Raw genomic sequence first — 26,247 nt, 5'->3', positions numbered from 1 at the left:
GCCCTCATCCAACTGTTCGGGCTCTCGCCAAAGTGGAACGGTGAATGGCAGCTTTTGCTCCCACACGTGCTCTGGGCACCTCGGGTTATCAGCTTGCCATTCACCGCTCTCACTTCAGATTCTATTCCCTCTCCAAGACACAAGCGGGTTTACCCGCGAAGAATCCATCGCGGTGGATGGCACCGGCTTCGCCGGTGTTCGCGGCTGAAGCCGCTCCTACAGGTACTGCATTAGCCTGAAGCCTGCGCTGTACCTGTGGGAGCGGGTTTACCCGCGAAGAATCCATCGCGGTGGATGGCACCGGCTTCGCCGGTGTTCGCGGCTGAAGCCGCTCCTACAGGTACTGCATCAGCCTGAAGCCCGCGCTGTACCTGTGGGAGCGGGCGTGCCCGCGAAGCATCCAGCGCGGTGGATGGCACCGGCGTTGCCGGTGCAGGCATCAGGATCTGAACTTCACAAAAACAAGCTCTGGGTCGCCTTCATCCAGGTTTTCAACCTGACCACTGCCGATAAAACCGCACTTCTCAAGCAGCGCCTGCATCGGCAGGTTCGACGCATTGGTGGAGGTGAACAGCTTGGCCCCCAGGGCCCGGGATTCCAGCCCACGAAGAAGGGCAGCGCCTACGCCACGCCGACGGGCCGAATCCCGTACCACGATGAGCGGGATGAAGTCCTGCCCAAAAAATGAGTTGTCCAGCACGCCATAGCCCAACAGCAGCGCAGTATCGTCAGCATCCATTGCCACCCAGCACTGGCCGCAAGCTACCGCGTGGGCAATGAACTCCCTCCGGTCTTCTTCGCGCTGCGCGATGACATCAAGATCAAAGAGCGCATCAAGGTCGGCTTGCCGAGCGAGCCGCACATCTGATTCGTGAGCCATTTCTTCACCGTATCAATCATTCAGCAAATCACCCGATCAATCGCGGCGCGATCGACAAGGTTCAACTCAGCAAGGCGGCGCAGCGTCGCCATCAGCCTATCGCGCTCCGCAACAGGGGTGACCGGGTCGATGATCCGATATTGGCGGTCGCACCACTGCGCAATTTCGCGCAGCCAGACGGCCTCGAGCACAGGTTCGTTGCCCAGCCGTTTCAGCAGGTATGCCAGTTGCTGCCAGCCTGCCAGCAACTGCAGCATCATCAGCCGACGCTCTGGCGAGCACTCCTGCCAACAGCTATCCAGCCTGGTCGCCAGTGGCTCGCCAAGCGCGGACCACGGTAACTTGCCCAAGCGATTTATCATGCCCTTGAACACCTCGTCGCTGGGGTCTTCCAGCGCATCAAGCAGCGCGCACAACGGCCAATCTCCGGGCATGTTTACCGCACGAAGCCGAACAGACGAATAGCGCGAACGCAGGGCAGACCGCCACCAAACCTCAGGCACTTGCCGGTCAAGCTCCATGGCAAGACCAAGCAGCCCCAGCCACTCGCGTTTGTGGTTTGGCATGCTGCCCACCAGCGCAGCATTCAGCACCGCCCCGACATCGATACCCTGTCGTTTGGCCTCCCAACGCGCCAGGCTACGCACGGCTGCCGATGCATCCAGCAGCGCCACACGCAGCACCTCCCGTGGGTCGTCGAGCAAAGGCAGCAGTACTTGCAACGCACCGACACGAACCCGGGCAACCGGCTGCGCCAAGGCTGCATGCAACAGGGGTACTGCCTGCTCCGGGGGAAGCTTGCGACAGGCATCAAGGGCCAGGCAGCGCACGACGATTTCGCGGTGGGCCAGCGCGCTGCCCAGAAGTGGCGTTGCCGGCTCGTCGGTATCGAGCAGCAGCGCAAACAGAAACCGCGCCGCCTTGCCTTGGCGCTCCATGAAATTGCCCAGCACCTGGGCGCGCACCTGTGGCGCTTGCAAAATCTGACGCACGCTGACCAGTGTGGCGCCATGATCGATGCGCTGTTGGCCTGCCAGCGCTATCAACGGGTCGAGTGCATGCAGCAATGACGGTACATGCTCGCTGGTCAGGTACGGCTGTACACCCGCAGCGGCCAGCTCACGCACCTGCGGGACCCAGTCATTCAGGCGCTCGACCAACGCCACCAATGCCTGAGGCGAAGCAGCGGTGCTCAATGCCCGCACTGCCACCTCGCGCACAAAACCATTGGAATGGCGGCTCAATGCCTCCCAGCTGCCGTCCTGGTCAGCACGCGCAATCAGCTCCAGCGCTTCGTTGCGCCGCCAGTCGGCCCATTCGGATACCGGTCTTTTGGCTGTCATCCATTCAAGCCAGCTGCGTACAGAGGTCACCTGCGCTTCCTTTCAGTGGGTTTGTAGTCAGACCCTACCACGCATGCTTGCAGGCAGGCGCGGTCGGATGGGCTGCGCAGGGGCCCCGTTGTCGCGAATGACACAACGCTTGCACATGACACAATGTGTCATTAATATCGCCATGTGTCCTGGCAACGCCACTACGACGATCAGCCAGTACCCGCCCTTTCCCACGCAGGTACCGCCCATGACGACCACCATGCACACCCCCAAGGACCAGTTGGTCAAACTCGCCCAGCAACAGATGCTGACGGCGCTGGCCGACAACACCTACACCGCCCGGCAAAAACTTGCCCTCACCTGCCGCATCCTGTTCGACGGCGGCCATGACTCCGGCCTGGCCGGGCAGATCACCGCGCGTGCGCAGGAGCCTGGCACCTACTACACCCAGCAACTGGGCTTGGGCTTCGACGAAATCGCCGCCTCCAACCTGCTGGTGGTGGACGAGGACCTCACCGTGCTGCAAGGCCGCGGCATGGCCAACCCGGCCAACCGTTTCCACAGCTGGCTGTACCGGGCCCGCCCCGACGTCAACTGCATCATCCACACCCACCCGCTGCACAGCGCTGCCCTGTCGATGCTGGAGGTGCCGTTGGCCATCTCGCACATGGACCTGTGCCCGTTGTTCGATGATTGCGCATTCCTCAAGGAATGGCCCGGCGTGCCGGTGGGCAACGAGGAAGGTGAAATCATCGCCAAGGCGATCGGTGACAAGCGTGCGATCCTGCTTTCGCACCACGGCCTGCTGATTGCCGGTGGCTCGATCGAGGAAGCCTGCGTGCTCGCCCTGCTGTTCGAACGCGCAGCAAAGATGCAACTGCTGGCCATGGGCGCCGGTGACATCCGCCCCATCCCCGAAGCACTGGGCAAAGAAGCCCACGACTGGATCTCCACCCCCAAACGCCACGGCGCCGCGTTCAGCTACTACGCGCGCCGGGCCTTGCGTGCCCACGGCGACTGCCTGGGCTGATCGAAGCTGTACTCTTTCCTCAACAACGGCAGAGGTGCCTGGTCATGTCTACACCTGTAGTTCGCGGCGTTATCGGCTACACCATCACTCCCTTCACGGCTGACGGCACGCTGGACCTGGATGCGCTGGGCACATCCATCGACAGCCTGATCGCAGACGGCGTGCACGCCATCGCCCCGCTGGGCAGTACTGGCGAAGGGGCCTACCTGTCCGACAGCGAGTGGGAAACCGTGGTGCGCTTCAGCCAGGCACGCATTGCCGGGCGCGTGCCCAGCGTGGTCAGCGTTTCCGACCTGACCACCGCCCGTACCGTGCAGCGCGCCCGCCTGGCGCAGGCCTGCGGCGCCACGGCGGTGATGGTGCTGCCCATTTCCTACTGGAAGCTCACCGAAGCCGAAGTGATCGCCCACTACAAGGCCGTCGGCGCGGCCATCGACATCCCGATCATGCTCTACAACAACCCCGGCACCAGCGGCACCGACCTGTCGGTGGAGCTGATCCTGCGCATCCTCGGCGAAGTGCCCAATGTGACCATGGTCAAGGAAAGCACCGGTGACATTCAGCGCATGCACCGCCTGTTCAAGGCCACCGATGGCCAGGTGGCGTTCTACAACGGCTGCAACCCGCTGACCCTGGAAGCCCTGGTAGCCGGCGCCACGGGCTGGTGCACCGCCGCCCCCAACCTGATCCCGGCACTGAACCTGGCGCTGTGGGACGCCGTGCAGCAAGGCGACCTGGCCGAAGCCCGTGGGCTGTTCTACCGCCAGTACGAGCTGCTGGAGTACATCACCCGCCGCGGCCTGCCCACCACCATCAAGGCCGGCCTGAAAATGCTCGGCCAGGATGTCGGCGCCCCACGCCTGCCCCTGCAGCCGCTGGACGCGCAGGGCAGTACCTACCTGAAAGGCCTGCTGGCCGAACTGGGCGCGGCCTGCTGACAACATCGACACCGGCCCGGCAGCACCTCGCTGTCGGGTTATGCCTGCCGCGCGCTCATTCAGAGAGTCACCATGAAAGTCCATTTCATCGTCCACGAACCGTTCGAAGCACCCGGCGCGTACGAAACCTGGGGCAGAACGCGAGGCCATGAGGCCAGTTACTCCCGTGTCTACGCAGACCAGGCCTTGCCAGCAGATGCAAGCCACTTCGACCTGCTGGTCGTGCTGGGCGGGCCGCAAGCCCCCGCTACAACCGTCGCGCAATGCCCACACTTCAATGCCGCCGCCGAATGCCGGCTCATCCAGCAAGCCATCACAGCTGGCAAAGCCGTCGTCGGGGTATGCCTGGGTGCCCAGCTCATTGGCGAGGCGCTGGGGGCCAGATTCGCTCACAGTCCGGAAAAAGAGATTGGCAAATTCCCCATCAGCTTGACGCTCGAAGGTAAAGCCAATGACAAGGTCAGCCACTTTGGCGAAGTGCTGCAAGTCGGCCACTGGCACAACGACATGCCAGGCCTGACGGCCGACGCCAAAATCCTCGCAGCTAGCGAAGGCTGCCCGCACCAGATCGTCGAGTACACCCCGCTGGTGTATGGCTTCCAGTGCCACATGGAGTTCACCAAGGAGGTAGTCGAACTGCTGATTGCCGCATCCGAAGCTGACCTGGCCACCCTCACCGGCCACCGCTTCGTGCAGCAACCTGCCGCACTGCGCGCCAACAACTGGGATGAGATGAACCAGAAGCTCTATGTGTTCCTCGACAAATTGGTGGAGGACTATTCAGCCAACCCCATCACGTAAACCTGACGAGACATCACAGCAGACTACCCTGACTGCCACTTAAAGGTTTCGACATGCCCCACGCTGGCCCCAAGCTACTTACACAAATTGCTGCCGTGCACTTCGTCAGCCATGTGCACATCATGCTGATCCCGGCATTGCTGCCCGTGCTCCCCGGCCTGCTGGGCGTGGGGTTCGTCGAGCTTGGCGTAGCCCTGGCGGTGTTCAACATCGTCTCCGCATTGGTGCAGGCACCGCTGGGCTTTGCCGTCGACCACTACGGTGCGCGCAAGGTGCTCAAGGCAGGGTTGCTGCTGGGCAGCCTCAGTTTCCTGCTGCTTGCGGTCAGCCCCGGCTATGCAGTGTTGCTGGTAGCGATGGCCATGGCCGGCCTGGCCAATGGCGTTTACCACCCTGCCGACTACGCGTTGCTGGCCAACGGCATCGAGCAAGATCGCCTGGGGCGCTCGTTTTCGATCCATACGTTCGCCGGCTTTCTCGGTTCGGCGGTAACGCCTGCGGTGTTTCTCGGCATTGCCGCCGCGTTCGGTACGCAGGCAGCCTTGGCAGCGGGTGCAGTGGTGGGTGTTGCCGCTTTGCTGCTAATTTCGGTGCCCGGCAGCGGTGTCTATCAGGTATCCGGGCATGGCGGCACAAGTGACGCCGGACCTGCCGCTGCGCCGGGCCGCGTGCGCTTGCTCACGCCGATGATTGGTGTGTTGACGGTGCTGTTCGTCCTGCTGAACCTGAGCACCAGTGCCATCGAGAAATTCTCGGTAGCCGCCCTGGTCCAGGGCCAAGGCCTGACCCTGGCCTGGGCCAACACGGCGCTCACGGCCTTTCTGCTGTGCAGTGCAGTGGGCGTTTTGTGCGGCGGGGCCTTGGCTGACCGCACCCGGCGCCATGGCCTGGTGGCCGCCCTGGCCTTTGCCCTGGCGGCGGCGCTGACGACGCTGGTGGCGCTGGGGCTGGTGCAGGGCTGGGCATTGGTGGTGGTGCTGGGGGCCATTGGCTTGCTGACCGGGGTCATCGCGCCATCGCGGGACATGCTGGTCAAGGCAGCAGCGCCACGGGGTGCCGAGGGCAAAACCTTCGGACTGGTTTCGACCGGCTTCAATATCGGCGGCGCCATCGGGCCCATTGCGTTCGGCTGGATGCTCGACCAGCGCCTGCCTGAGGGCATTTTCATCGCTTCGGTGGTGTTCATGCTGCTGACCGTGCTGCTGACCCTGGCGCAGGAGGCGTACCTGGCCAGGAAACGAACTGCTGAACCGCTGGCGCGCACCGTGTAGGAGCAACTGTCCTGCTCAATATCCAAAGGCTTGCGCGATCACTGTGGGAGCGGGCTTGCCCGCGAACACGGGCGAAGCCCGTGCCATCCTCCGCGCAGCCTGCTTCGCGGGCATGCCCGCTCCCACAAGGTCGGCGGTGCACTGTCGGTTGTCAGGATGCCGGGTTCGCATGCACTAAACGTCCATCCACTCCGGGCCTGTTGACGAACAACACATCCAGCACACTGTTGCGCAACCCCTTCAAGGCATTCCAGTTCGCCGACGTATGCACGTACCTGTCACGCAACAAGCACTGCTCCTGCTCGGTCAACCCCATCTCGTCACTGACACCCAAGGCAAAATCATGCAGCTTGCGGCTAATACCCACCAATTCATCAGGCACCTGGTGCTCTGCCCGCCCGCCCAACGGCTCAAACGGCACCCCTGCACGCACCGCCAGTTCACGCATGACGCTCAAGTACACCCGGGAAAGCTGCCCCGCCACCTCCCGTTCACGGTGCACCGCCGCATACACCTGCTTTTGCGCCTCGTCCGGCCGCCCACCGGCAATCGCGTCCTCCCAGGTAATCACCCGCGCACCCTGGCCGCCAAACGTCGAAGCCAACAAGGCGCTGACCGTGGCATACGCGCGGGTCTGTTCGGCGCGGGTGCCCAGCGATACACGCTGTGACTGCGGTTTGCACAGCAGTACCTGCTCTAGCGTACTGTTCGGGTAACCACCGCCAATATTCGAGTGCACACCCGGCAACACGATGTCGTGACCGCTGCTCACCAATGGAAAGTTGTGCCGCTGCTCATCCCCTGCCACCAGTTGCACCACGTCCAGGGCAATGCCCGCACCCAGCCCCAGGCACAAGCCGCCATGGCGGTCGTCGGCAGGGTCGAAGTCACCCTGCAACGGCGCAATCATCGCTGCCACGGTGTCGAACAAGCCGATGAAATTGATCGTGATGCCGCAAGGTACTGCCAGCAGCCTGCCGCCGTCATCGTGCAGCAGATTCGCCAAATGACGCACCGCCGCCGCACCCCGGCTGAAGCCCAACAAGTCGAACTCGACCCGCGCGAGCACGGCCTGCGGATGCGCCTGGCGCCAATCCTGCAGTTGCCCCGCAAGCCCCGCCAAGGCTTCGGCAACCCGCGCTTGCGCGCCCGTGCGCCCACCCCCGGTGGCCGAGGCATAGGCGCCATCCGCCTCACCAGCGAGGGTACCCACCCCCTCCACATAGCATTTCAGAAACGCCAAGGCCCCATCGGTATCGGCCGCCTGCGCCGGGTACAGCGCATGCAACAGGGCCACATTGCTCAAAGCGTTGGCATAACTGGCGCCCTTGCCGCCATTTGCATGCGCTGGCATCGCGTTGTGCTGGTTGTTACCCGTGCCGTCGAAAAACACGCCGAACCGGAGGGTGACCGGCGCAGCGGTTGCAGTACTGCTGTTGTTCAGTTCCATCGTGGTGCTCCTGCTTGCGTCAAAAGCACAAGCAGGCGCCAGGGCGCCGCCGCAGAACATCAGCCTATGGCCAGCCATTTGCAGGACATTTCTGTACTTGCATGGCCCAGGGCCGGATAAATTTCCAAGCCGCCATTGGTCGCCACCCCCCCGGATGGATTAAAGTATCACCCCTTGCCAGGGCAGCTGCCTCCAGCCCCGCCTGCGGCCCCATACCAGGAACCGTCGCCGATGGAACACCGTGAAGCGCTGACCGCGCTGCGCACCTTTCTTTCTTCCCAGATCCTAGGCCAGGAGAAACTGGTCGAACGGCTGTTGATCGTGCTGCTGGCCGACGGCCACATGCTGGTCGAAGGTGCGCCGGGCCTGGCCAAGACCAAGGCCATCAAAGAACTCGCCGAAGGCATCGAGGCGCAGTTCCATCGCATCCAGTTCACCCCTGACCTGCTCCCGGCCGACATCACCGGTACCGAAATCTACCGCCCGGAAACCGGCAGTTTCGTGTTCCAGCAGGGGCCGATCTTCCACAACCTGGTACTGGCTGACGAAATCAACCGCGCCCCGGCCAAGGTGCAGTCGGCACTGCTCGAAGCCATGGCCGAGCGCCAGGTCAGCGTGGGCCGAAGCACCTACGACCTGTCGCCGCTGTTCCTGGTCATGGCCACGCAGAACCCGATCGAGCAGGAAGGTACCTACCCGCTGCCCGAAGCGCAGCTCGACCGCTTCCTGATGCACGTGAAAATCGGCTTCCCCGACGCTGCGGTAGAGCGGCGCATCCTGGCGCAGGCCCGTGGCGAAGCCCTGGGCGGCGAAACCAAGCCCGAGCGCCGGGTCAGCCAGCAGGCCATCTTTGCCGCGCGCAAGGAAATCCTTGGCCTTTATATGGCCGACGCGGTGGAGGAATACCTGGTACAGCTGGTGATGGCCACCCGCACCCCGGCCAAGTTCGACACCGAGCTGGCCGACTGGATCGCCTACGGCGCCAGCCCACGCGGTTCCATCTCGCTGGACCGCTGCGCGCGTGCCCACGCCTGGCTGGCAGGGCGCGACTTCGTCAGCCCCGAAGACATCCAGGCAGTGCTGTTCGACGTGCTGCGCCACCGCATCATCCTCTCGTTCGAGGCCGAGGCGGCGGGGATCGACCAGGACCGCGTGGTCCAGCGCATCCTCGACGTCGTCGCCGTTGCCTGAGCCCATGCCCACCACGCAGCTGGCCGAAACCGGCATCCGCATCGGCCTTGCCGAGCTGATCGACATGCGCCACCGCGTGCGCGAAATCCAGTTGTTTTCCAAGCCAGGCCAACGCAGCCCGCTGGTGGGCCTGCACCACTCCAAGCTGCGCGGGCGCGGGGTGGACTTCGACCAGGTGCGCGTGTACCAGGCCGGCGACGATGTGCGCAACATCGACTGGCGCGTCACCGCACGCACCCAGGAACCGCACACCAAGCTGTTCCACGAAGAGCGCGAGCGGCCCATCTTCATCCTCGTCGAGCAAAGCCAGCGGCTGTTCTTCGGTTCAGGCCTGCTGTTCAAGTCGGTGCTGGCGGCCCAGGCCGCAGCCCTGTTCGGCTGGGCCGCGCTGGGCCACAACGACCGCATCGGCGGGCTGGTATTCGGCGATAACGACCCCCACGAAATCAAGCCCCGGCGCAGCAAGCAGAGCCTGCTGCAACTGCTCAACCGCCTGGCCAAGGTCAACCAGTCGCTGCACACCGAAGCCGTGCCACAGGCCGACAGCCTTGGCCTGGCCTTGCGCCGGGCGCGCGAAGTACTGCGCCCGGGCAGCCTGGCCATTGTCATCTGTGACGAGCGTTCGCTGACCGCACAGTGCGAACAGCACCTGGCCATGCTCTCGCGCCACTGCGACCTGCTGTTGTTGCCGGTATCCGACCCGCTCGACCACGCCCTGCCCGCCGCCGGCCTGTTACGCTTTGCCCAGCGCAGCGCGCAGCTGGAGCTCGACACCCTGGACGCCAACCTGCGCCAGGCCTATCGCAAGCAGGCCGAGGCACGCATCGAGCGTTGGGAGCTGATGGCGCAGAAGCTGCGCGTCGTGCTGATGCCACTTAGCACTCAAAGCGACATGGTCGAGCAACTGCGCGAATACCTGAACGCCCAGCGGCCAAGGAGCGCGTCATGAACCCGCTCGATCAGTTGCACCCGCTGATCGACCCGGCGCCTGTCGGCCTGTGGCCGCCGGCACCCGGCTGGTGGCTGCTGCTGGCCGTGCTGCCACTGCTGGGCTGGGGCCTGTGGCGGCTGCGCCGCTGGCGCCCGGGCAAACGCCGCATCGTGCGCGCCGAACAACCCTTGGACCCGGTGCGTGTGGAAGCCCTGGCCGAGCTGGCACGCCTGCCGCGCCCGTACGACGGCGCCCCGGCCGGCGCCTGGCTGCAACAGATCAATGCCCTGCTCAAGCGCCTGTGCCGCAGCCATTATCCGGGTGCCAACAGCCACACCCTCAACGGCCGCCAGTGGCTGGCGTTTCTCGACAACCGCTGCCCGGCCGCGGGCCTGACCCGCTGGATGGTACTGGTAGAGGGCGCCTACAAGCCCGAGTGCAAGCTCGACGACAAGGCCATTGTCGGGCTCAGCCAAGCCGTCGAAACCTGGATCCGCAAGCATGTTTGAACTGGCCTGGCCGTGGGTCTTCGCCCTGTTGCCGCTGCCTTGGCTGGCGCGCCTGCTGCTGCCGGCCGCCGACAGCGGCGAGCCGGTGCTCAAGGTAGGCTTCCTCAACGAACTGGAAGGCCTGGCCGGGCGTCGCGCACGGCTCAACCTGCCCACCTGGCGCCAGCAGGCGCCGTTCGTCGTCATCTGGCTGTTGCTGCTGTGCGCCGCCGCCCGCCCGCAATGGCTGGGTGAACCGGTACCGGTAGCCGCCAGTGGCCGCGACCTGCTGGTGGCGGTGGACGTGTCCGGGTCGATGGACTTCCCCGATATGCAGTGGCAAAACGAAGACATCAGCCGCCTCGACCTGGTCAAGGCGCTGATGGGCGACTTCCTGCAAGACCGTGAAGGCGACCGCGTGGGCCTGATCCTGTTCGGCAGCCAGGCCTACCTGCAGGCGCCGCTCACCTTCGACCGGCGCACCGTGCGCACCTTCCTCGACGAAGCGCAGATCGGCATCGCCGGCAAGAACACCGCCATCGGTGACGCCATTGGCCTGGCGGTCAAGCGCCTGCGCCAGCGGCCGGCACAAAGCCGCGTCCTGGTGCTGATCACCGACGGCGCCAACAACGGCGGGCAAATCCACCCGCTGACCGCTGCCCGCCTGGCTGCCCAGGAAGGGGTGCGCATCTACACCATCGGCATCGGCGCCAACCCCGAAGCCAGTGGCACTCCCGGCCTGCTTGGCCTTAACCCGAGCCTGGACCTGGATGAAGCCTCACTCAAGGAAATCGCCGACATTACCCACGGGGCCTATTTCCGAGCCCATGACGGTGCCGAACTGGGCGCCATCGGCGACACCCTCGACCAATTGGAGCCGGTAGCCCAGCAACCGACCCAGGCACGCACGGCCCAGGCCCTGTACGCCTGGCCCCTGGCCCTGGCGCTGCTGCTCAGCGTGCTGCTAGTGGTGGCCGTGCAATGGCCCGACAACTTGCTGCAACGCCTGCTGCGCAAGCGGCGTTTCCTGCAACCGCACCCGGAATGGCGCCAGCGCCTGAAGCGCCTGCGCCTGAGGAGGCGGCGATGATCGACCTGTGGCCCCAATGGCTTCGCCCGCTGTGGTTGCTGGCCGTGCCCCTGCTCGGCTGGCTGCTCTACAAGTTGTGGCACCGGCGCAAGCGCGCCGGGCGCTGGCAGATGATCTTGCCGCCCGCCTTCCATGGCGTATTGCTGGGCGGTGGCAGCGGCAGCGCCAGCAAGCTGCCGTGGATAGCACTGGGCCTGGCCTGGGCGCTGGTGGTCCTGGCCCTGCTCGGGCCCAGCTGGCAGCGGGTGGAAGAAAGCCGCCAACGTCCGGCCGACCCGCTGGTGATCCTGTTGGAGCTGACCCCGCAGATGCTCGCCGAAGACAGCCCGCCCAACCGCCTGGAGCAGGCGCGGCGCAAGGTCCTCGACCTGCTCGAACACCGCCGCGACAGCCAGACTGCGCTGGTGGTGTATGCAGGCTCTGCGCACACCCTTGTGCCGCTGTCCGATGACCTGGCCACCACCCGCAACCTGCTGGAGGCCATCGACCCGTCGATCATGCCAAAACCCGGCCAGCGCGCCGACCTGGCCGTGCAAAAGGGCCTGGCCCTGCTGGCCCAGAGTGGCCTGGGCCAAGGCCGTTTGCTGCTGATCGGCTCGTCGCTGAGCGCCCCGGAACGCCAAGGCATCAGCCAGGCCCTCGGCCGCCAGGGCCCGAGCCTGCTGATGCTGGGTATCGGCAGCCGCGAAGGCGCCCCGGTGCGCCAGGCCAGCGGCGAATACCTCAAGGACGACCAGGGCGGCATCTTGCTGCCACGGCTGGACAGCGCCAGCCTCAAGGGCTTCATCAGCGGCACTGGCGGGCGCTACCGGCATGCCCGTATCGACGACCTCGACCTGCGCGGTTTGGGCCTGTTTGACAACCCGCGCACCGGGCGCAATGACGGCCAGACCCTGCAACTGGACAGCTGGGCCGACCAGGGTTACTGGCTGCTGATCCCGTTGCTGTTGCTGGCTGCCTGTGCCGGCCGTCGCGGCTGGCTGTTCTGCCTGCCACTGCTGCTGGCCCTGCCACAGCCCAGCCAGGCCTTCGAATTCAACGACCTGTGGCTGCGCCCCGACCAGCAAGGCCAACGCCTGCTCGAGCAAAACCGCCCGGCCAGCGCCGCACGCCACTTCCACAACCCGCAGTGGCGCGGCATGGCCCTGTACCAGGCCGGCGACTACGCCGGTGCCGCCGAGGCGTTTTCCCAAGGCGATACGGCCGCCGCCCACTACAATCGAGGCAATGCCCTGGCCCGCAGCGGCGAACTGGAAGCCGCCCTGGACGCCTACGAGCAAGCCCTGGAGCGCCAGCCAGACCTGCAACCCGCGCTGGACAACCAGGCGCTGGTGCAACAAATGCTGCAACAGCGCGAGGCCAAGGCCGAAGAACAGCCGGCCAACAGCGATGCCCAAGGTACCCCCGGCAGCGAAACCGAGGGCAATAGCAGCTCGGCCAGCAGCCCGGCCCAGGGCACGCCCGGCAGCGACGAGCAAGCCAACGCCGAACAGCCCGGTGAAGGCAGCAACAACAGCCAGGCCACGCCCGGCAACCAGGCGGGTGCTGACGACAATGTCATCCAGCCGCCACAGCGCCCGGTATCGACCAACCTCGACACCGAACAGCGCCAGGCCCTGGAACAATGGCTGCGGGAGATCCCCGATAATCCGGCGGAGCTGCTGCGGCGCAAATTCTGGTATGAACAGCAATTGCATCAGGAAACCCCACGATGAGTCGCTTCGGCGTCTTTCTTCTCACCCTGCTCTGGGCCGTGCTTGCCCAGGCCGAGCCGCTGCTGCAAGCCAGCGTTGACCGTACCCGCCTGGAAGCCGGCGAGAGCCTGGAGCTGACCCTGGAAAGCCAGGACGTCACCCAGTTCGGCAAGCCCGACCTGCATGCCCTGGAAGGCGACTTCGAAGTGCGTGGTACGCGCCAGCTGAACAGCCTGCACACCCTCGACGGCGAAACCCGCGCCAGCACCCGCTGGATCATCACCCTGCTGCCACGGCGCAGCGGCAGCCTGCGCATTCCCGAGTTGCAGCTGGGCCAGTCGCACAGTCAGGCCATCGAACTGCAGGTGCTGCAGGCCGATGCCAGCCGCCAGGACAGCGCCTCGCAAGTGTTCATCGAAGCGACCCTCGACAGCAGCGACGTCTACGTCCAGGCCCAGGCCGTGCTGACCCTGCGCATCTACCATTCGGTGGCGCTGTACGACGACAGCAACCTCAGCCCGCTGCAACTGGAGAACGCCAAGGTCGAGCCACTGGGCGAATCGCGCACGTATGAAAAGGAAATCAACGGCGTGCGCCACGGCGTGATCGAAACCCGCTATGCGGTGTACGCCCAGCAAAGTGGCAGCCTCGAAATCCCGCCGCTGACGTTCACTGCCACCGCCGCAGCCAGCAATGACGAAGCCCCGCAGGCCAACGGTACGGCCCGTGCCGGCCGCCAGGTGCAGGTCAACTCGCTGCCGCTGCGGCTGGCCGTGCGCCCTGTCCCGGCCGCCTGGCCAGCCGATGTGCCGTGGCTGCCTGCGCGCAGCCTGACACTGGAAGAACACTGGAATCCCGCCCCCGACAGCCAACAGGTGCAGATTGGCGACTCGCTGACGCGTAACATCACTTTGCGTGCCGAAGGCTTGTCCAGCACCCAGCTGCCACCGCTGCCGGCCACAGAGATCATCGGCCTGCGCCGCTACCCCGACCAGCCGCTGCTGCGCAACGAAATCAGCGAGCGTGGCATGACCGCCAACCGCGAAGAGCGCGAGGCACTGGTGCCCACCCACGCGGGCACGCTGGCCCTGCCGGCGCTGGAAGTGGCCTGGTGGAACACCCGCGAAGACCACCTGGAGCACACCAGCCTGCCGGCGCGCACATTGAACGTGCAAGACAACCCGGCGCTGAGCGCCGACACCCCGGTGGGCGACAACAGCAGTGCCAGTACCCTGCTGTGGCCGTGGCAGCTGGCCACTTTGGTGTTCGCCCTGACCACCCTGCTTGGCTTTGCCCTGTGGTGGCGCGCCCGCTCGCGGCCTGCGGTGCTGCGTGCTGCGCAGAACGGACCAAGCCCGCGTACCCTGCTGGACGACCTCAAGCGTGCGTGCCTGGCGAACGATCCGCAGGCTACCCGCCAGGCGCTGGATGCCTGGGCCCGGCAACAGCCGGAAACCCTGGCCGAGATGGCGGCGCGCTTCGTGCCGTTGTCGGATGCGCTGGACGGGTTGAACGGGGCGTTGTACAGCGAGAGCGGGCAGTATTGGCAGGGTGAGGACTTGTGGCGAGCGATCGGCACCATTCCGCCGGCCGAGCAGGTGTTGCTGCCGGCGGGTGACAATGGCAGCTTGCCGCCGCTTTATCCCAAGTAAGGGAAGCGGGGTCAGGGCCACCAAGTGTTCGCCACCACATTTTTAGCGCCTGTGAGATCGAGCGCCGCCCGCGCGGCGCTTCGCGGGGCAAGCCCGCTCCCACATTTATTTCGGGCCAGTTACGCCTGTAACAGAGGCGCGCGCACCCTGGGTGCATGACCGGAGATTGATTAAGAGCAGCTGTGCAATCCTTGGCATTGAATGGAACAACCAAGGCGGACCGAGGTGAACTTACAGCAGTGACTGGCCCGAAACAAATGTGGGAGCGGGCTTGCCCCGCGAAGCGCCGCGCGGGCGGCGCTCGATCTCACAGGCACCGAAAATGTGGTGGCGAACACCTGCAGGCCCTAACCCAATCCCCCTCCATGCACCCCGATGCCAGCTTGGGTTACCATACCCGCTTTTGCGTAACGCCCACCCTCCAAGCCAAGCCCTCGCTTGCTCGAATCGACACCAACAGGTCATCCATGCGTCTGTTTCATACCTCCGACTGGCACCTGGGCCAAAGCCTGCACGGCCAGGAACGCGACTTCGAACACGCCTGCTTCTTCGACTGGCTGCTCGGCCAACTGCGCCTGCGTCAACCCGATGCGCTGCTGATTGCCGGCGACATCTTCGACACGGTCAACCCGCCGGTCAAAGCCCAGGAACGGCTCTACGACTTCATCGTCCAGGCCCACGAGCAACAGCCCAAGCTGGACATCGTGATGATCGCCGGCAACCACGACTCCGGCTCGCGCATCGAGCTGCCTGCCGCACTGATGCGCCGGCTGCGTACCCATGCCCTGGGCCGTGTGCACTGGCTGGACGAAGGCCAGCTGGATGCCGAGCGCCTGTTGATCCCGCTGACCAACGGCCGCGGCAAGGTCGCCGCCTGGTGCCTGGCCCTGCCCTTCCTGCGCCCGGCCGAGGTCACCGGCCCGAACCTGGGCGACGACTATCTGCAAGGCATCACCCAGGTGCACCAGCAACTGATCGCCGCCGCGCAGAAAAAGCGCAAGAAAGACCAGGCGCTGATCGCCATCAGCCATGCACACATGGCCGGTGGCTCGGTGTCGGAGGACTCCGAACGCAGCCTGATCATCGGCAACGCCGAGGCGCTGCCGGCCAAGCTGTTCGACAAGGCCATCAGCTATGTCGCCCTGGGCCACCTGCACAAACCGCAGAAGGTCAACCGCGAAGACCGCATCCGCTACAGCGGCTCGCCGATCCCGCTGTCGTTCGCCGAAATCAACTACCCGCACCAGGTGCTGGAAGTGGAGCTGGACGGCACCGAACTGGTCAGCGTCGAACCGCGCCCGGTGCCCCGGGCCGTGGCCCTGCAACGGGTCGGCCCGGCACCGTTGGGCGAATTACTGACAGCGCTGGCCGAGCTACCCGTGATCGACCTGCTCGAAGACCCCAACCGCCAGCCTTGGCTGGAAGTGCGGGTGATACTGGATGAGCCGCAACCCGACCTGCGCCAGCAGGTTGAAACGGCACTGGAAGGCAAGGCCGTGCGGCTGATCCGCATCAGCGCCGAATACGCCGGCCGCAACAACGCCGAAGAGGATGACCTGGCCTTTGTCGAGCTGTCCCAGATGACCCCGCAGGACCTGTTCAGCCGCGCCTGGGAGCAGGCTTACGGCAACCCCGCAGATGAGCAGGCGCTGGCCGACTTTGCCCTGCTGTTGCAGGACGTGCAGCAGGAAGAGGAGCAGCCATGAAGATTCTCGCCATTCGCCTGAAGAACCTGGCATCCCTGGCCGGCCCGGTCGAAATCGACTTCACCGCAGAGCCCTTGGCCAGCGCTGGCCTGTTCGCCATCACCGGGCCAACGGGGGCTGGCAAAAGCACCCTGCTCGACGCCCTGTGCCTGGCGTTGTTTGGCACGGTGCCACGCCTGAACGACATCGGCCGCGAGGCCAAGGTGCCCGACGCCGACGGTGAAATCCCTACCTACGACCCGCGTAACCTGCTGCGCCGGGGCACCGGCAGTGGCTTTGCCGAGGTCGATTTCGTCGGTATCGACGGCCGCCGCTACCGCGCCCGCTGGGAAGCCAACCGCGCCCGCGACAAGGCCAATGGCAAGCTGCAACACAGCCGTCAGAGCTTCTACGACCTGGACAGCGAGCAAGTGCTGGGCAGCGGCAAGAACGAATACAAGCAACTGGTCGAAGCCCGCCTTGGCCTGAACTTCGAGCAGTTCACCCGTGCGGTGATGCTGGCCCAGAGCGAGTTCGGCGCCTTCCTCAAGGCGGACGACAAAGAGCGCAGCGAGCTGCTGGAAAAGCTCACCAATACCGCCATCTACACCCGCCTGGGCCAGCGCGCTTTCAGCAAGGCCCGTGAAGCCGGCGAGGCCCACAATGCCCTCAAGGACCGCGCCAGCCACCTGCTACCGATGGCCGCCGAAGCCCGCACCGACCTTGACCAGCGCCTGGAGCAGGCGCAGCAGCAGTTCAAGGCCGACCAGGCCGGCGAGCGCCAACTGGAACAGCAACGCAACTGGCTGAATGAACAACGCCAGTTGCAGGCCCAGCATGCCGAAGCCGGCACCGCGCTACAGGCTGCCGAACAAAGCTGGCAGCAACTGGCCGAACCCCGCCTGGACCTCGTTCGCCTGGAGCGCCTGGCCCCGCAGCGCCACCAGTTCCACCGCCAGCAGGCGCTAACTGCGCAACTGGCGCCCGTGGCCGCGAAGATCGCTGAGCAACAGCAGCAGCAAACCGAGCTGCAGGTGCGCACCCTTGAGCTCGAACAGGCGCTGGGCATCGCACGCCAGGCGCTTGCCGACAGCCAGGCCCAGCACGGCGAAAACGCCCCGCGCCTGCGTCAGGCCTTTGCCGCCCAAGACAACCTGGCCCGCCTGGACCAGGAGCTGGCCGCACAGCGCAACACCAGCCAACAGGCTGAACAGCAGGTCGCCGATGGCCAGCAGCAGGTGCAGCAGCTGGAAGACAACCAGCAGCGCAGCCTGCAGCAACTGGCCCAGATCGACACCGCACTGGCCGACAGCCAGCACCTGGCAGGCCTGGCCAATGCCTGGCACGCTTACCTGCCGCAGCTCAAGCAGGTGATGCTGATCGGTGGCCGCCTGGCCAAAGGCCGTGAAGAGCTGCCTGGCCTGCAGGCCCAGGCCAGCCAGGCCAACGCGCACTTGCAGGCCGAGCGCGACGCTTACGACCTGCTGTTCCGCGAAGCCAAGGCCGAACCACAGGCCCTAGCCGAGCAAATCGACCTGCTCGGTGGCATGCTGCAGGACAACCGCAAGCAGCAGCGCGCCGTCGAAGAACTGTCGCGCCTGCATGGCCGTGAACAAGAGCTGCGCCAGCAGCTGCATGCCGTGCGCGAACGGCAGCAGCAGGCCATGCAGCAACGCCAGCAACTGATTACCGAAGGCACCGCCGCCAAGGCCGAGCTGGAAGCCGCCGAGCAAGCGCTGAACCTCACCCGCCAGCTGCTGGAACGCCAGCGCCTGGCGCGCAATACCAGCGTCGAAGAACTGCGCGGCCAACTGCGCGACGGCGAACCCTGCCCCGTGTGCGGCAGCGCCGAGCACCCGTTCCATCAACCAGAAGCGCTGCTGCAAAGCCTGGGCCGCCACGATCAGGCCGAAGTAGACGCCGCGCAGCAGCAGGTCGAAACCCTCAGCAGCAAGCTGGTAGAGCTGCGTACCCAGCTGGGTGTGATCAACGCCCAGCTCAAGGACAACCAGCAACAACAGCAGCAACTGGGCGAACAGCTGCAACCGCTGGTGGCCGAGGTACAGGCGCACAGCCTGTGGCCTGCCCTCGCCCCGCAGGACGACAAGGCCCGCAGCACCTGGCTCGACAGCCAACTGCGGCGTCTTGAAGAAGAAATCGGTCAGGACCAGAAGCGCCAGAGCGCCCTGCTCGCCCTGCAAAAAGATGCATCCCGCCTCAACCAGCAGTTGCAAGCCGCCCATGAAGCGCAACAGCAGGCCCAGCGCCACCTGGAGCACCAGCACCAGGCCTTGGCCAACGACGAGCAGCAACTGCAGCAAGGCCTGAGCGACCTGACCGGCGTGTTACCCGAAGAGGCCGTCAAGGCCCTGAACGACGACCCGGCCAATGCCTTCCTCGCCCTGGACCAGCAGATTGCCCAACGCTTGCAACAACTGGAGCAACGCAAGGACGAACAGGAAGAACAACAAGCCCGCCAGGCCCAGCTGGACAAGCTGCGCGACCAGCAACAAGCGCGTGTGCAAGGCCAGCAGCAATTGCAGCAGAATCTGGCCGCCCTCGACGCGCAACGCCAGCAAGCCCAGGCCTCGCTTGGCGAACTGCTCGGCGAACATGCCAGCGCCGAAACCTGGCAACAACACATGGACTGCGCGCTGGAACATGCCCGCGCCCTCGACGCCGACACCGCACAACGCCTGCAAGACCTGCGCACCCAGGGTGTGCAACTGGCCAGTGAGCTCAAGGCCAACGCCCAACAGCAACAGGCGCTGGACGCCGAGTGCCAGCAGTTGCAGGGCCAGATCGCCCAGTGGCGCAGCGAGCACCCGGAACTGGACGACGCGGGCCTGGATCGCCTGCTGGCCATGAATGATGCGCAAGTCAATGAACTGCGCCAGCACCTGCAAAACGCCGAAAAAGCCATCGAGCAAGGTCGCGTACTGCTGCAGGAACGTGAACAACGCCTGCAACACCACGCCGCACAAATGACAGTGGACACCTCGGCTGACGCCCTGGAGCAAGCCTTGGCCGAACTGCGCGAGCGCCTGGCCGGCCACGAGCAGCAGTGCGCCGAACTGCGCGCACAGCAGGCCGACGACCAGCGTCGCCAGCAGGCACACCAGGCGTTGGCGGCAGAAATCGAACAGGCCCATCAGCAATGGCAACGCTGGGCACGCCTGAACGCCCTGATCGGTTCGGCCTCGGGCGATGTGTTCCGCAAGATCGCCCAGGGTTACAACCTCGACCTGCTGCTGCACCACGCCAACACCCAGCTGCGCCAGCTGGCCCGCCGCTACCGCCTCAAGCGCGGCGGCAGCGCCCTGGGCCTGCTGGTGCTGGACACCGAGATGGGCGACGAACTGCGTTCGGTGCACTCGCTTTCGGGCGGGGAAACCTTCCTGGTATCGCTGGCCCTGGCCTTGGGCCTGGCCTCGATGGCCTCCAGTACCCTGCGCATCGAATCGCTGTTCATCGACGAAGGCTTCGGCAGCCTCGACCCCGAGTCGCTGCAACTGGCCATGGACGCCCTCGACGGTTTGCAGGCCCAGGGCCGCAAAGTGGCGGTGATCTCCCACGTGCAGGAAATGCACGAGCGCATCCCGGTGCAGATCCAGGTGCGTCGCCAAGGCAATGGCCTGAGTGACGTGGAGGTGTGCGGGTGATCCTCTACTCGTTCCGCCGCTGCCCCTGGGCCATGCGCGCGCGCCTGGCCTTGCGTTATGCCGGGTGCGAGGTGGAAATCTGTGAGGTGGCGATGAAGAACAAGCCGGCAGCCCTGCTGGCCTTGTCGCCCAAGGGCACGGTGCCGGTGCTGGATACCGGTGCAGGGGTACTGGAAGAGAGCCTGGACATCATGCGTTGGGCGCTGACGCAAAACGACCCGCAGGACTGGCAGCTACAGGCTGACCCTGTGGCCGCGCAGCAAGCTGATGCACTGATTGCGCGCAACGACGGCACGTTCAAGGTGCAGGTGAACCTGTACAAGTATGCCGAGCGCTACCCGGAACATTCCCGCGAGCATTACCGCCAGCAGGCCGAAACCTGGCTGGCGGAGCTCGAAGGCCTGCTGGCTGGGCGAGACTACTTGCTGGCAGACCACCCGAGCCTCGCCGATGCCGCGTTGCTGCCCCTGATGCGCCAGTTTGCCGGGGTCGAACCGCAGTGGTTCGCCGAGGCGGCTTATCCGCGGGTGCGGAGCTGGCTGGAGGGGTGGCTGGCTTCGGCGCTGTTCAAGGCAATCATGGTTCGCTGATCGAACATCTGGCTGCAAATGGGTCCCTGTGGGAGCGGGCATGCCCGCGAAGCAGGCACCGCGGTGGATGGCACCGGCTTTGCCGGTGTTCGCGGGCATGCCCGCTCCCACAGAGACCTCACATAAGCCGAATCAGTGGTTGTGTTTGCCACTCAGGGCCGCATGGAAGTTGGCGCTCTGGCGCAGGTACTGTTCGGTGTAGCTGTGGGTGGCAGAAGCCTTGCTGCTATCGGCATGGGCATGGGCCGGCAGTACAACCGATGCGGAAATGGCGGATGCGGCAATAACCGGGAAGAGATTGAAGTTCATCTGGGCTGACCTCGACGGCGGTGGTTTGACGGTGGCCCGTTTGGGCCTTGGGTCAAACTTACGCCGCCGAGGCCGCACGCAAAAATTCATTGCGGCAGTACCGATTATCACGCTGATCGATATCACTCGATGAACTTGAGGTCCGAGGGTGCATCCTGCTTCAGCGTCTGCACCGTCTCCAGCAGCTTGCCACTGCGCGGATCGCGACGTATCACCACGATCTGGTTGCTCTTCTGGTTGGCCACCAGCAGGAAGTTGTCACTCGGGGCCAGGGCAAATTCCCGGGGGTGATCACCTTCCACCGAGCGACGCTGCAGGAACGTCAACTGGCCGTCCTGCTTGCCCACACTGAACGCCACAATTTCATTGGCCGTGCCGCGGTTGCTCACGTACAGGAAGCGCCCGTCCGCCGACAGGTGCAAGCCACCCGCTGCCTTCGCTGCTGCCTCCTGGCGCTCGGTCAGGGGTAAGCGCTGGCGTTCGACCAGGTTGCCGTCCTGCACATCGAACATCACCACCTCGGCGTTCATCTCCAGGGTGAGGTAGGCGTGCCGCCCCTTGGCGTCGAACAGCAGGTGACGCGGCCCGCTGCCCGGCGGCAAGGCCACGGACGCTGGTATTGCCGCTGTCAGCGGGTGGTCCGCACTGGCACCGTCATAGCGGTAGATGAACACCTTGTCGGCACCCAGGTCGCTGGCATACAGGTGCTGGCCATCCGGCGACAGCACCAGCGAATGCACGTGGGCACCGGCCTGGCGCTCAGGGTTGGCCCCGCTCGCCTTGTGCCGGGCCTGTTGCACCACGGGCTTGAGCTTGCCGTCCTTGGCCACCGGGATCACCACCAGGCTGCCACCGGGGTCGGGGTTGACCGCGTAATTGGCCACGAACAGGTAGCGCTGGTCACGGCTGAGGCTGGCGTGAGTCGGCTCGTCACCCTGGGTGGCCACTTGGTTGAGCGGCTTGATTTCGCCTTTGCTGCTGATGCTGAAACTGCTGGCATGGCCCTGCGGCGTTTCATTCACCGCGAACAGCTGGCGCTGGTCGGCCGACAGCACCAGCCACGAAGGGCTCACGCTTTTCACCACCTGCAGGGGTGTGGGGCCGATTTGGCCGGCCTTGTCGTCGAACTGATAGCGGTAGATACCCTGGCTGGCGCCATCGGTGTAGCTGCCCACCAGCAAGGTTGCGCCGTGGGCGTGGATTGTCAGGCTCATCAGGCTAGCGGTCAGCAGGCTCGTCCAGGTCCGGTTCATCTTGGTCATCATCCGGGGCGCGAAAGGCACTCATACAGACTAGCCGATGCTCGCCGTTGGCATCGTTGAGTTGCCATTCATCACCGCTTGCGATGGCGGCGGCGACTTGTTCGGGGGTGAAGGACCAGCGGCGCAGCTGTCGGCCATCCATGCATTCGACGGTGAGGCCGGCTTCGTCGGCGGTGAAATCGAAGGCGTGCAGGCCGTCGATCAGGAGCATGTCGCAGGACTGCAGGGCGGTGGCGAGGGGGGACATGGGGGTACCAATCTGAAATGAGTTGGCATTATAGCCTTGGGGCTGCTTTGCAGCCCATTCGCAGCACAAGGCTGCTCCTACAGGGGATCGCGTAACCTTTTAGGAGCAGCCTTGTGCTGCGAATGGGCCGCAAAGCGGCCCCCAGCATTTCAATGGGCGAAAATCGACCCACCCTCCTTGCCCACCATCTTCTCCGGCTTGATCAGGAACCGTGCCAGCGCCGGTAGCAGCCACAGCGCGCCAAACATGTTCCACAGCAGCATGAAGGTCAGCATCAGCCCCATGTCAGCCTGGAACTTGATTGCCGAGAAGATCCAGGTGCACACGCCGATGGCCAGGCACAAGCCAGTAAACAACACGGCTTTACCCGTCGAGCGCAGGGTCTGGTAATAAGCCTCCTGCAACGGCAACCCGGCACGCAGGAAACTCTCCAGCCGGCTGTAGATGTAGATGCCGTAGTCCACGCCAATCCCCACACCCAGCGCCACAACCGGCAAGGTCGCCACCTTCACCCCGATGCCCATGTAGGCCATCAGCGCGTTTCCCAGCACCGAGGTCAGTACCAGCGGCAGGACGATACACAGGGTGGCGGCGAACGAGCGGAAGGTGATCAGGCACATAACCGCCACGCAGATGTACACCAGAATCAGGATGGTCAGCTCGGCCGACTTGATCACTTCGTTGGTCGCCGCCTCGATCCCGGCGTTGCCCGCCGCCAGCAGGAACTGCAGGCCTTCCTTGTTGTGGCTGTCGGCAAACGCCTTGGCTGCGGCAGTGACCCGCTCCAGGGTCTCGGCCTTGTGGTCGTTGAGGAACACCAGCACCGGCGCCAGCGAGCAGTCACCGTTGTACAGGCCGTCGGCCCGGGCGATGGAGTTGTTGAGGATGTCCGAGTTGCGCGACAGGGTTTCCCATTTCAGGCTGCCCTCGTTCATGCCCTTGATCACCTGCTTGGACACGGTCACCAGGGAAATCGCCGACTGCACACCCGGGGTGTTCTGCATGGTCCACATCAACTCGTCGATCGGCGCCATGGTCGAGTGGACCGAGCACTTCTCCGACGGGGTCTTGACCATGATCACCAGCACGTCGGAACTGGTCGAGTAGTTGCTGATGATGAAGCTGTTGTCCTGGTTGTAGCGCGAGTCGGGGCGCAGCTCCGGCGCGCCCTGGTCGAGGTCGCCTATCTTCAGGTTCTGGCTGTACCACAGGCCTCCGGCGAAGGCGATCAGCGCCAGGGTTACAGACACCGGCGCCACCTTGGCACTGGCGAAGTTCGACAACAGGCGCCAGAACGGGTGCTCGCGGGTGGCGTCCTTCTTGCTGCGCTCGATGGCCTTCCTGCTGATGCCGACATAGGAAATAGCCACCGGCAGCAGGATCAGGTTGGTGAACACGATCACCGCCACGCCGATGGAGGCACCGATGGCCAGCTCGCGAATCACCCCGATATCAATGATCAGCAGGGTGATGAAGCCCACCGCGTCGGCGAGGATGGCGATCATGCCCGGCAGGAATAGCTGGCGGAAGGTGCGCCGGGCCGCCGTCAGGGCGTTGTCGGCGTCACTTGACTGCAAGGCGATGCCGTTGATCTTCTGCACCCCGTGGGAAATGCCGATGGCGAAGATAAGGAACGGCACCAGCATCGAGTAAGGGTCCAGGCCAAAGCCCACCGCATGCATCAGCCCCAACTGCCAGACCACCGCCACCAGGGTGGTGATGAGTACGGCGATGGTGCTGCGGATGCACCAGGTGAACCAGTACAACAGCACCCAGGTAATGGCCAGGGCGACGCCGAAGAACATCGCCACCATCACCAGGCCATCAATCAGGTCACCGACCTTCTTGGCGAAGCCGACAATGTGGATTTTCACATTGGGGTTCTGCGCCTGGAACTTGTCGCGGATCTTCTCTTCCAGCAGGTGCGAGAACTGCTGGTAGTCCAGCTTCACCTGCTTGCCCGGGTCCTGCGGGTCGGGGTAGCTCTCCAGCAGCGGCACGTCGACGATGCTGGACTTGAAGTTGTTGCCCACCAGCCGCCCCACCTGGCCGGACTTGAGCACGTTGTCGCGCAGGGTGTCGAGGCTGTCCTGCGAACCGTTGTAGGTGTTGGGGATCACCTCGCCACCGGAAAAGCCTTCTTCGGTAACCTCGCTCCAGCGCACGCTGGGGCTCCACAGCGACTTCAGCCCGGCACGGTCGACGCCGGGGATGTAGAACACCTCGTCATGGACCTGGCGCAGGGTCTCCATGTAGTCCTTGTCGAAGATGTCGCCATTCACTGCCTCCACCGAAATGCGTACGGTGTTGCCGAGGTTGGCCAGGTCGTTGCGGTGCTCCATCATCTGCTCGATGAACGGGTGCTGCAGCGGGATCATCTTCTCGAAGCTGGTCGAGGGGCGAATCTGCGTGGCCTGCCAGAACAGGAAAATGCTCACCAGCACGCACAGCGCGATGACCACGGGGCGGTTGTTGAAGATCAGGCGTTCGAGCAGCGTGGCCTTGTCCTGGTGGTGCGGGTGCATGGTAATGCTCTCCCTGCTGGTCATTGGCTCGCCCCCTCGGCACCCTGGGCATCCGCCAGGTGTACACCGCCCTGCCCTACCAGCAGCAGGCCGCCATTGGCCAGGCCGCTGACGCCTGCCAGGGCGATGCGGTCGGCACGGTTGTACACGCTGAAGGTCTGGCCGCCATCGGCACTGCGCAGCACGCTGCCGCCGTTGCCGACCAGCACCAGGGTGCCATCATCGAGAAGCGTAGCGCTTGCCAGGCCGAATTCGAGGTCGCCGCGCGCGGCCTTGAGTTCGATCGGCTGCCAGCTGTCACCAAAATCAGTGGAACGGAACAGGTTGCCGCGCAGGCCGTAGGCCAGCAAGGCGTGCGCCTGGGCGGTGCCGATCACGCCGAACAGCGAGCCCTCGTAGGGGCCCTGGACCCTGGTCCAGGTCTGGCCGTTGTCTGCCGAGCGGAACATGCCGCCCTGCTCGCCGACGATGAACAGGCCGGCGTCACGCACCCGGGCAATGCCGTTCAGGTGCAACTGGTCCGGGTTGTCCAGGCGCTCGGCCACGTCCTGCCAGTGCAGGCCGCCGTCTGTGGTTTCCAGCAAAGCGCCGTAGGCACCCACGGCAAAGCCGTGCTGGGCATCGAGGAAGGCAACATCGAGCAAGGGCGCTTCGCGGGCGAGGTCTTCGAACTGCTTGCTCCAGGTGGCCCCGCCGTCGCTGCTGGCGAGGATCTGCGCATCATGGCCCACCGCCCAGCCGCGCTTGTCATCGAGGAAGAACACGGCGGTGAGCAACTGCCGGGTGGGGACCCGGGCCTGGGTCCAGGTGCTGCCCTGGTCGTCGGAGAACAGAATGTGGCCGCGATCGCCCACCACCACCAGGCGCTTGCCGGCATGGGTGGCGTCGATCAACAGGCTTTGGCTGGCCTTGGCGGATTCGGTGGAGTATTCGTCGGCGGCGGCGGCCTGGGCACTGTCGGCCCACACCCCCAATGCCAGTGCCAGCACTGCGCTGGCCGCCCATGGCCAGGCACCACGCCTGGCTGGCGCCCGTAGCTGTTCCCTCATGACTGCCCCCTTGTTGTGTTCTTGTTGGTGGGTCAATGCATTGCAGGTACTGCGAAAAGCCTGATCTAGAGGCCTGCAATAGCTTGAGGGGACTGTAGCGGGGATGTTGGCGGGGATACAACGGGCGGGGTGTTATGTTTTGTTGTCGGCTTGAAAAAGCCGGGGCCG

21 protein-coding genes are annotated in these 26,247 nt (G+C 64.9%); 13 read left to right on the top strand and 8 right to left on the bottom strand.

What is annotated here, in order from left to right:
- Positions 1–439 precede the first annotated feature (439 nt).
- Together AK81_RS16605 and AK81_RS16600 are read right to left on the bottom strand one after the other, a co-directional pair.
- Positions 440–880, bottom strand: coding sequence for a GNAT family N-acetyltransferase (locus tag AK81_RS16605; protein ID WP_043200489.1), 441 nt, complete (start codon positions 878–880; stop codon positions 440–442).
- A 20-nt stretch (positions 881–900) separates the two neighbouring features.
- Entirely contained in the window at positions 901–2,253 is a 1,353-nt protein-coding gene (locus AK81_RS16600) for a HEAT repeat domain-containing protein (RefSeq protein WP_154100805.1), read from the bottom strand.
- A gap of 208 nt (positions 2,254–2,461) precedes the next feature.
- Between AK81_RS16600 and AK81_RS16595 the strand changes: the two genes are divergently transcribed.
- The 4 genes from AK81_RS16595 (at position 2,462) to AK81_RS16580 (ending at position 6,254) form a co-directional block, all read left to right on the top strand.
- Entirely contained in the window at positions 2,462–3,244 is a 783-nt protein-coding gene (locus AK81_RS16595) for an aldolase (RefSeq protein WP_012271240.1), read from the top strand.
- Positions 3,245–3,288: 44 nt separating this feature from the next.
- Positions 3,289–4,182, top strand: a complete 894-nt coding sequence (locus AK81_RS16590) for a dihydrodipicolinate synthase family protein (protein WP_043200488.1) — start codon at positions 3,289–3,291, stop codon at positions 4,180–4,182.
- Between the two features lie 72 nt (positions 4,183–4,254).
- Complete coding sequence (locus AK81_RS16585; protein ID WP_043200487.1) at positions 4,255–4,983, top strand: type 1 glutamine amidotransferase; 729 nt, start codon at positions 4,255–4,257, stop codon at positions 4,981–4,983.
- Between the two features lie 53 nt (positions 4,984–5,036).
- Complete coding sequence (locus tag AK81_RS16580; RefSeq protein ID WP_043200486.1) at positions 5,037–6,254, top strand: MFS transporter; 1,218 nt, start codon at positions 5,037–5,039, stop codon at positions 6,252–6,254.
- A 151-nt stretch (positions 6,255–6,405) separates the two neighbouring features.
- On the opposite strand, the gene AK81_RS16575 is transcribed toward AK81_RS16580, so the two are convergent.
- Positions 6,406–7,704 carry a phospholipase effector Tle1 domain-containing protein gene (locus AK81_RS16575; RefSeq protein ID WP_043200485.1) on the bottom strand — a complete coding sequence of 433 codons (1,299 nt, stop codon included), beginning with the start codon at positions 7,702–7,704 and terminating at the stop codon, positions 6,406–6,408.
- A gap of 231 nt (positions 7,705–7,935) precedes the next feature.
- On the opposite strand from AK81_RS16575, the gene AK81_RS16570 reads away from it, so the two are divergent.
- The 9 genes from AK81_RS16570 (at position 7,936) to AK81_RS16530 (ending at position 20,687) form a co-directional block, all read left to right on the top strand.
- A complete protein-coding gene (locus AK81_RS16570) occupies positions 7,936–8,895 on the top strand; it encodes an AAA family ATPase (RefSeq protein ID WP_016500830.1) in 960 nt (319 codons plus the stop codon).
- Positions 8,896–8,899: 4 nt separating this feature from the next.
- Positions 8,900–9,844 (top strand): DUF58 domain-containing protein, encoded by a 945-nt coding sequence (locus tag AK81_RS16565; protein WP_043200484.1) that lies wholly within the window; start codon positions 8,900–8,902, stop codon positions 9,842–9,844.
- Positions 9,841–10,335, top strand: coding sequence for a DUF4381 domain-containing protein (locus tag AK81_RS16560; RefSeq protein WP_043200483.1), 495 nt, complete (start codon positions 9,841–9,843; stop codon positions 10,333–10,335). The genes AK81_RS16565 and AK81_RS16560 overlap by 4 nt, the downstream gene beginning before the upstream one ends.
- Entirely contained in the window at positions 10,328–11,404 is a 1,077-nt protein-coding gene (locus AK81_RS16555; protein WP_043200482.1) for a vWA domain-containing protein, read from the top strand. Before AK81_RS16560 ends, AK81_RS16555 begins: the two co-directional genes overlap by 8 nt.
- A complete protein-coding gene (locus AK81_RS16550) occupies positions 11,401–13,119 on the top strand; it encodes a vWA domain-containing protein (protein WP_043200480.1) in 1,719 nt (572 codons plus the stop codon). The genes AK81_RS16555 and AK81_RS16550 overlap by 4 nt, the downstream gene beginning before the upstream one ends.
- Entirely contained in the window at positions 13,116–14,750 is a 1,635-nt protein-coding gene (locus tag AK81_RS16545) for a protein BatD (protein WP_043200478.1), read from the top strand. Before AK81_RS16550 ends, AK81_RS16545 begins: the two co-directional genes overlap by 4 nt.
- A 467-nt stretch (positions 14,751–15,217) precedes the next feature.
- Positions 15,218–16,456: an exonuclease SbcCD subunit D C-terminal domain-containing protein gene (locus AK81_RS16540; protein ID WP_043200476.1), complete on the top strand. Its 1,239-nt coding sequence runs from the start codon at positions 15,218–15,220 to the stop codon at positions 16,454–16,456.
- Positions 16,453–20,097, top strand: coding sequence for an SbcC/MukB-like Walker B domain-containing protein (locus AK81_RS16535; protein WP_043200474.1), 3,645 nt, complete (start codon positions 16,453–16,455; stop codon positions 20,095–20,097). Before AK81_RS16540 ends, AK81_RS16535 begins: the two co-directional genes overlap by 4 nt.
- On the top strand, positions 20,094–20,687 hold the full coding sequence (locus AK81_RS16530) for a glutathione S-transferase (RefSeq protein ID WP_043200472.1): 594 nt from the start codon (positions 20,094–20,096) through the stop codon (positions 20,685–20,687). The genes AK81_RS16535 and AK81_RS16530 overlap by 4 nt, the downstream gene beginning before the upstream one ends.
- A 132-nt stretch (positions 20,688–20,819) precedes the next feature.
- Here AK81_RS16530 and AK81_RS30265 read toward each other — a convergent pair whose 3' ends face one another.
- From AK81_RS30265 to AK81_RS16510, 5 genes are all read right to left on the bottom strand, one after another.
- Positions 20,820–20,996, bottom strand: a complete 177-nt coding sequence (locus tag AK81_RS30265) for a hypothetical protein (RefSeq protein WP_193393768.1) — start codon at positions 20,994–20,996, stop codon at positions 20,820–20,822.
- A 122-nt stretch (positions 20,997–21,118) separates the two neighbouring features.
- Positions 21,119–22,249 (bottom strand): lactonase family protein, encoded by a 1,131-nt coding sequence (locus tag AK81_RS16525; protein WP_241496086.1) that lies wholly within the window; start codon positions 22,247–22,249, stop codon positions 21,119–21,121.
- Positions 22,215–22,505: a DUF5629 family protein gene (locus AK81_RS16520; protein ID WP_043200493.1), complete on the bottom strand. Its 291-nt coding sequence runs from the start codon at positions 22,503–22,505 to the stop codon at positions 22,215–22,217. The genes AK81_RS16525 and AK81_RS16520 overlap by 35 nt, the downstream gene beginning before the upstream one ends.
- 149 nt (positions 22,506–22,654) lie before the next feature.
- Entirely contained in the window at positions 22,655–25,030 is a 2,376-nt protein-coding gene (locus AK81_RS16515) for an efflux RND transporter permease subunit (RefSeq protein ID WP_043200468.1), read from the bottom strand.
- Between the two features lie 20 nt (positions 25,031–25,050).
- Complete coding sequence (locus AK81_RS16510; RefSeq protein WP_043200466.1) at positions 25,051–26,079, bottom strand: WD40/YVTN/BNR-like repeat-containing protein; 1,029 nt, start codon at positions 26,077–26,079, stop codon at positions 25,051–25,053.
- Between the last annotated feature and the right edge of the window lie 168 nt (positions 26,080–26,247).

Source organism: Pseudomonas putida W15Oct28, from assembly GCF_000708715.2.
Taxonomy (GTDB): Bacteria; Pseudomonadota; Gammaproteobacteria; order Pseudomonadales; family Pseudomonadaceae; genus Aquipseudomonas; species Aquipseudomonas putida_R.
The sequence above is the reverse complement of the archived record's forward strand: the minus strand, read 5'-3'. Positions and strand labels throughout refer to the sequence as shown.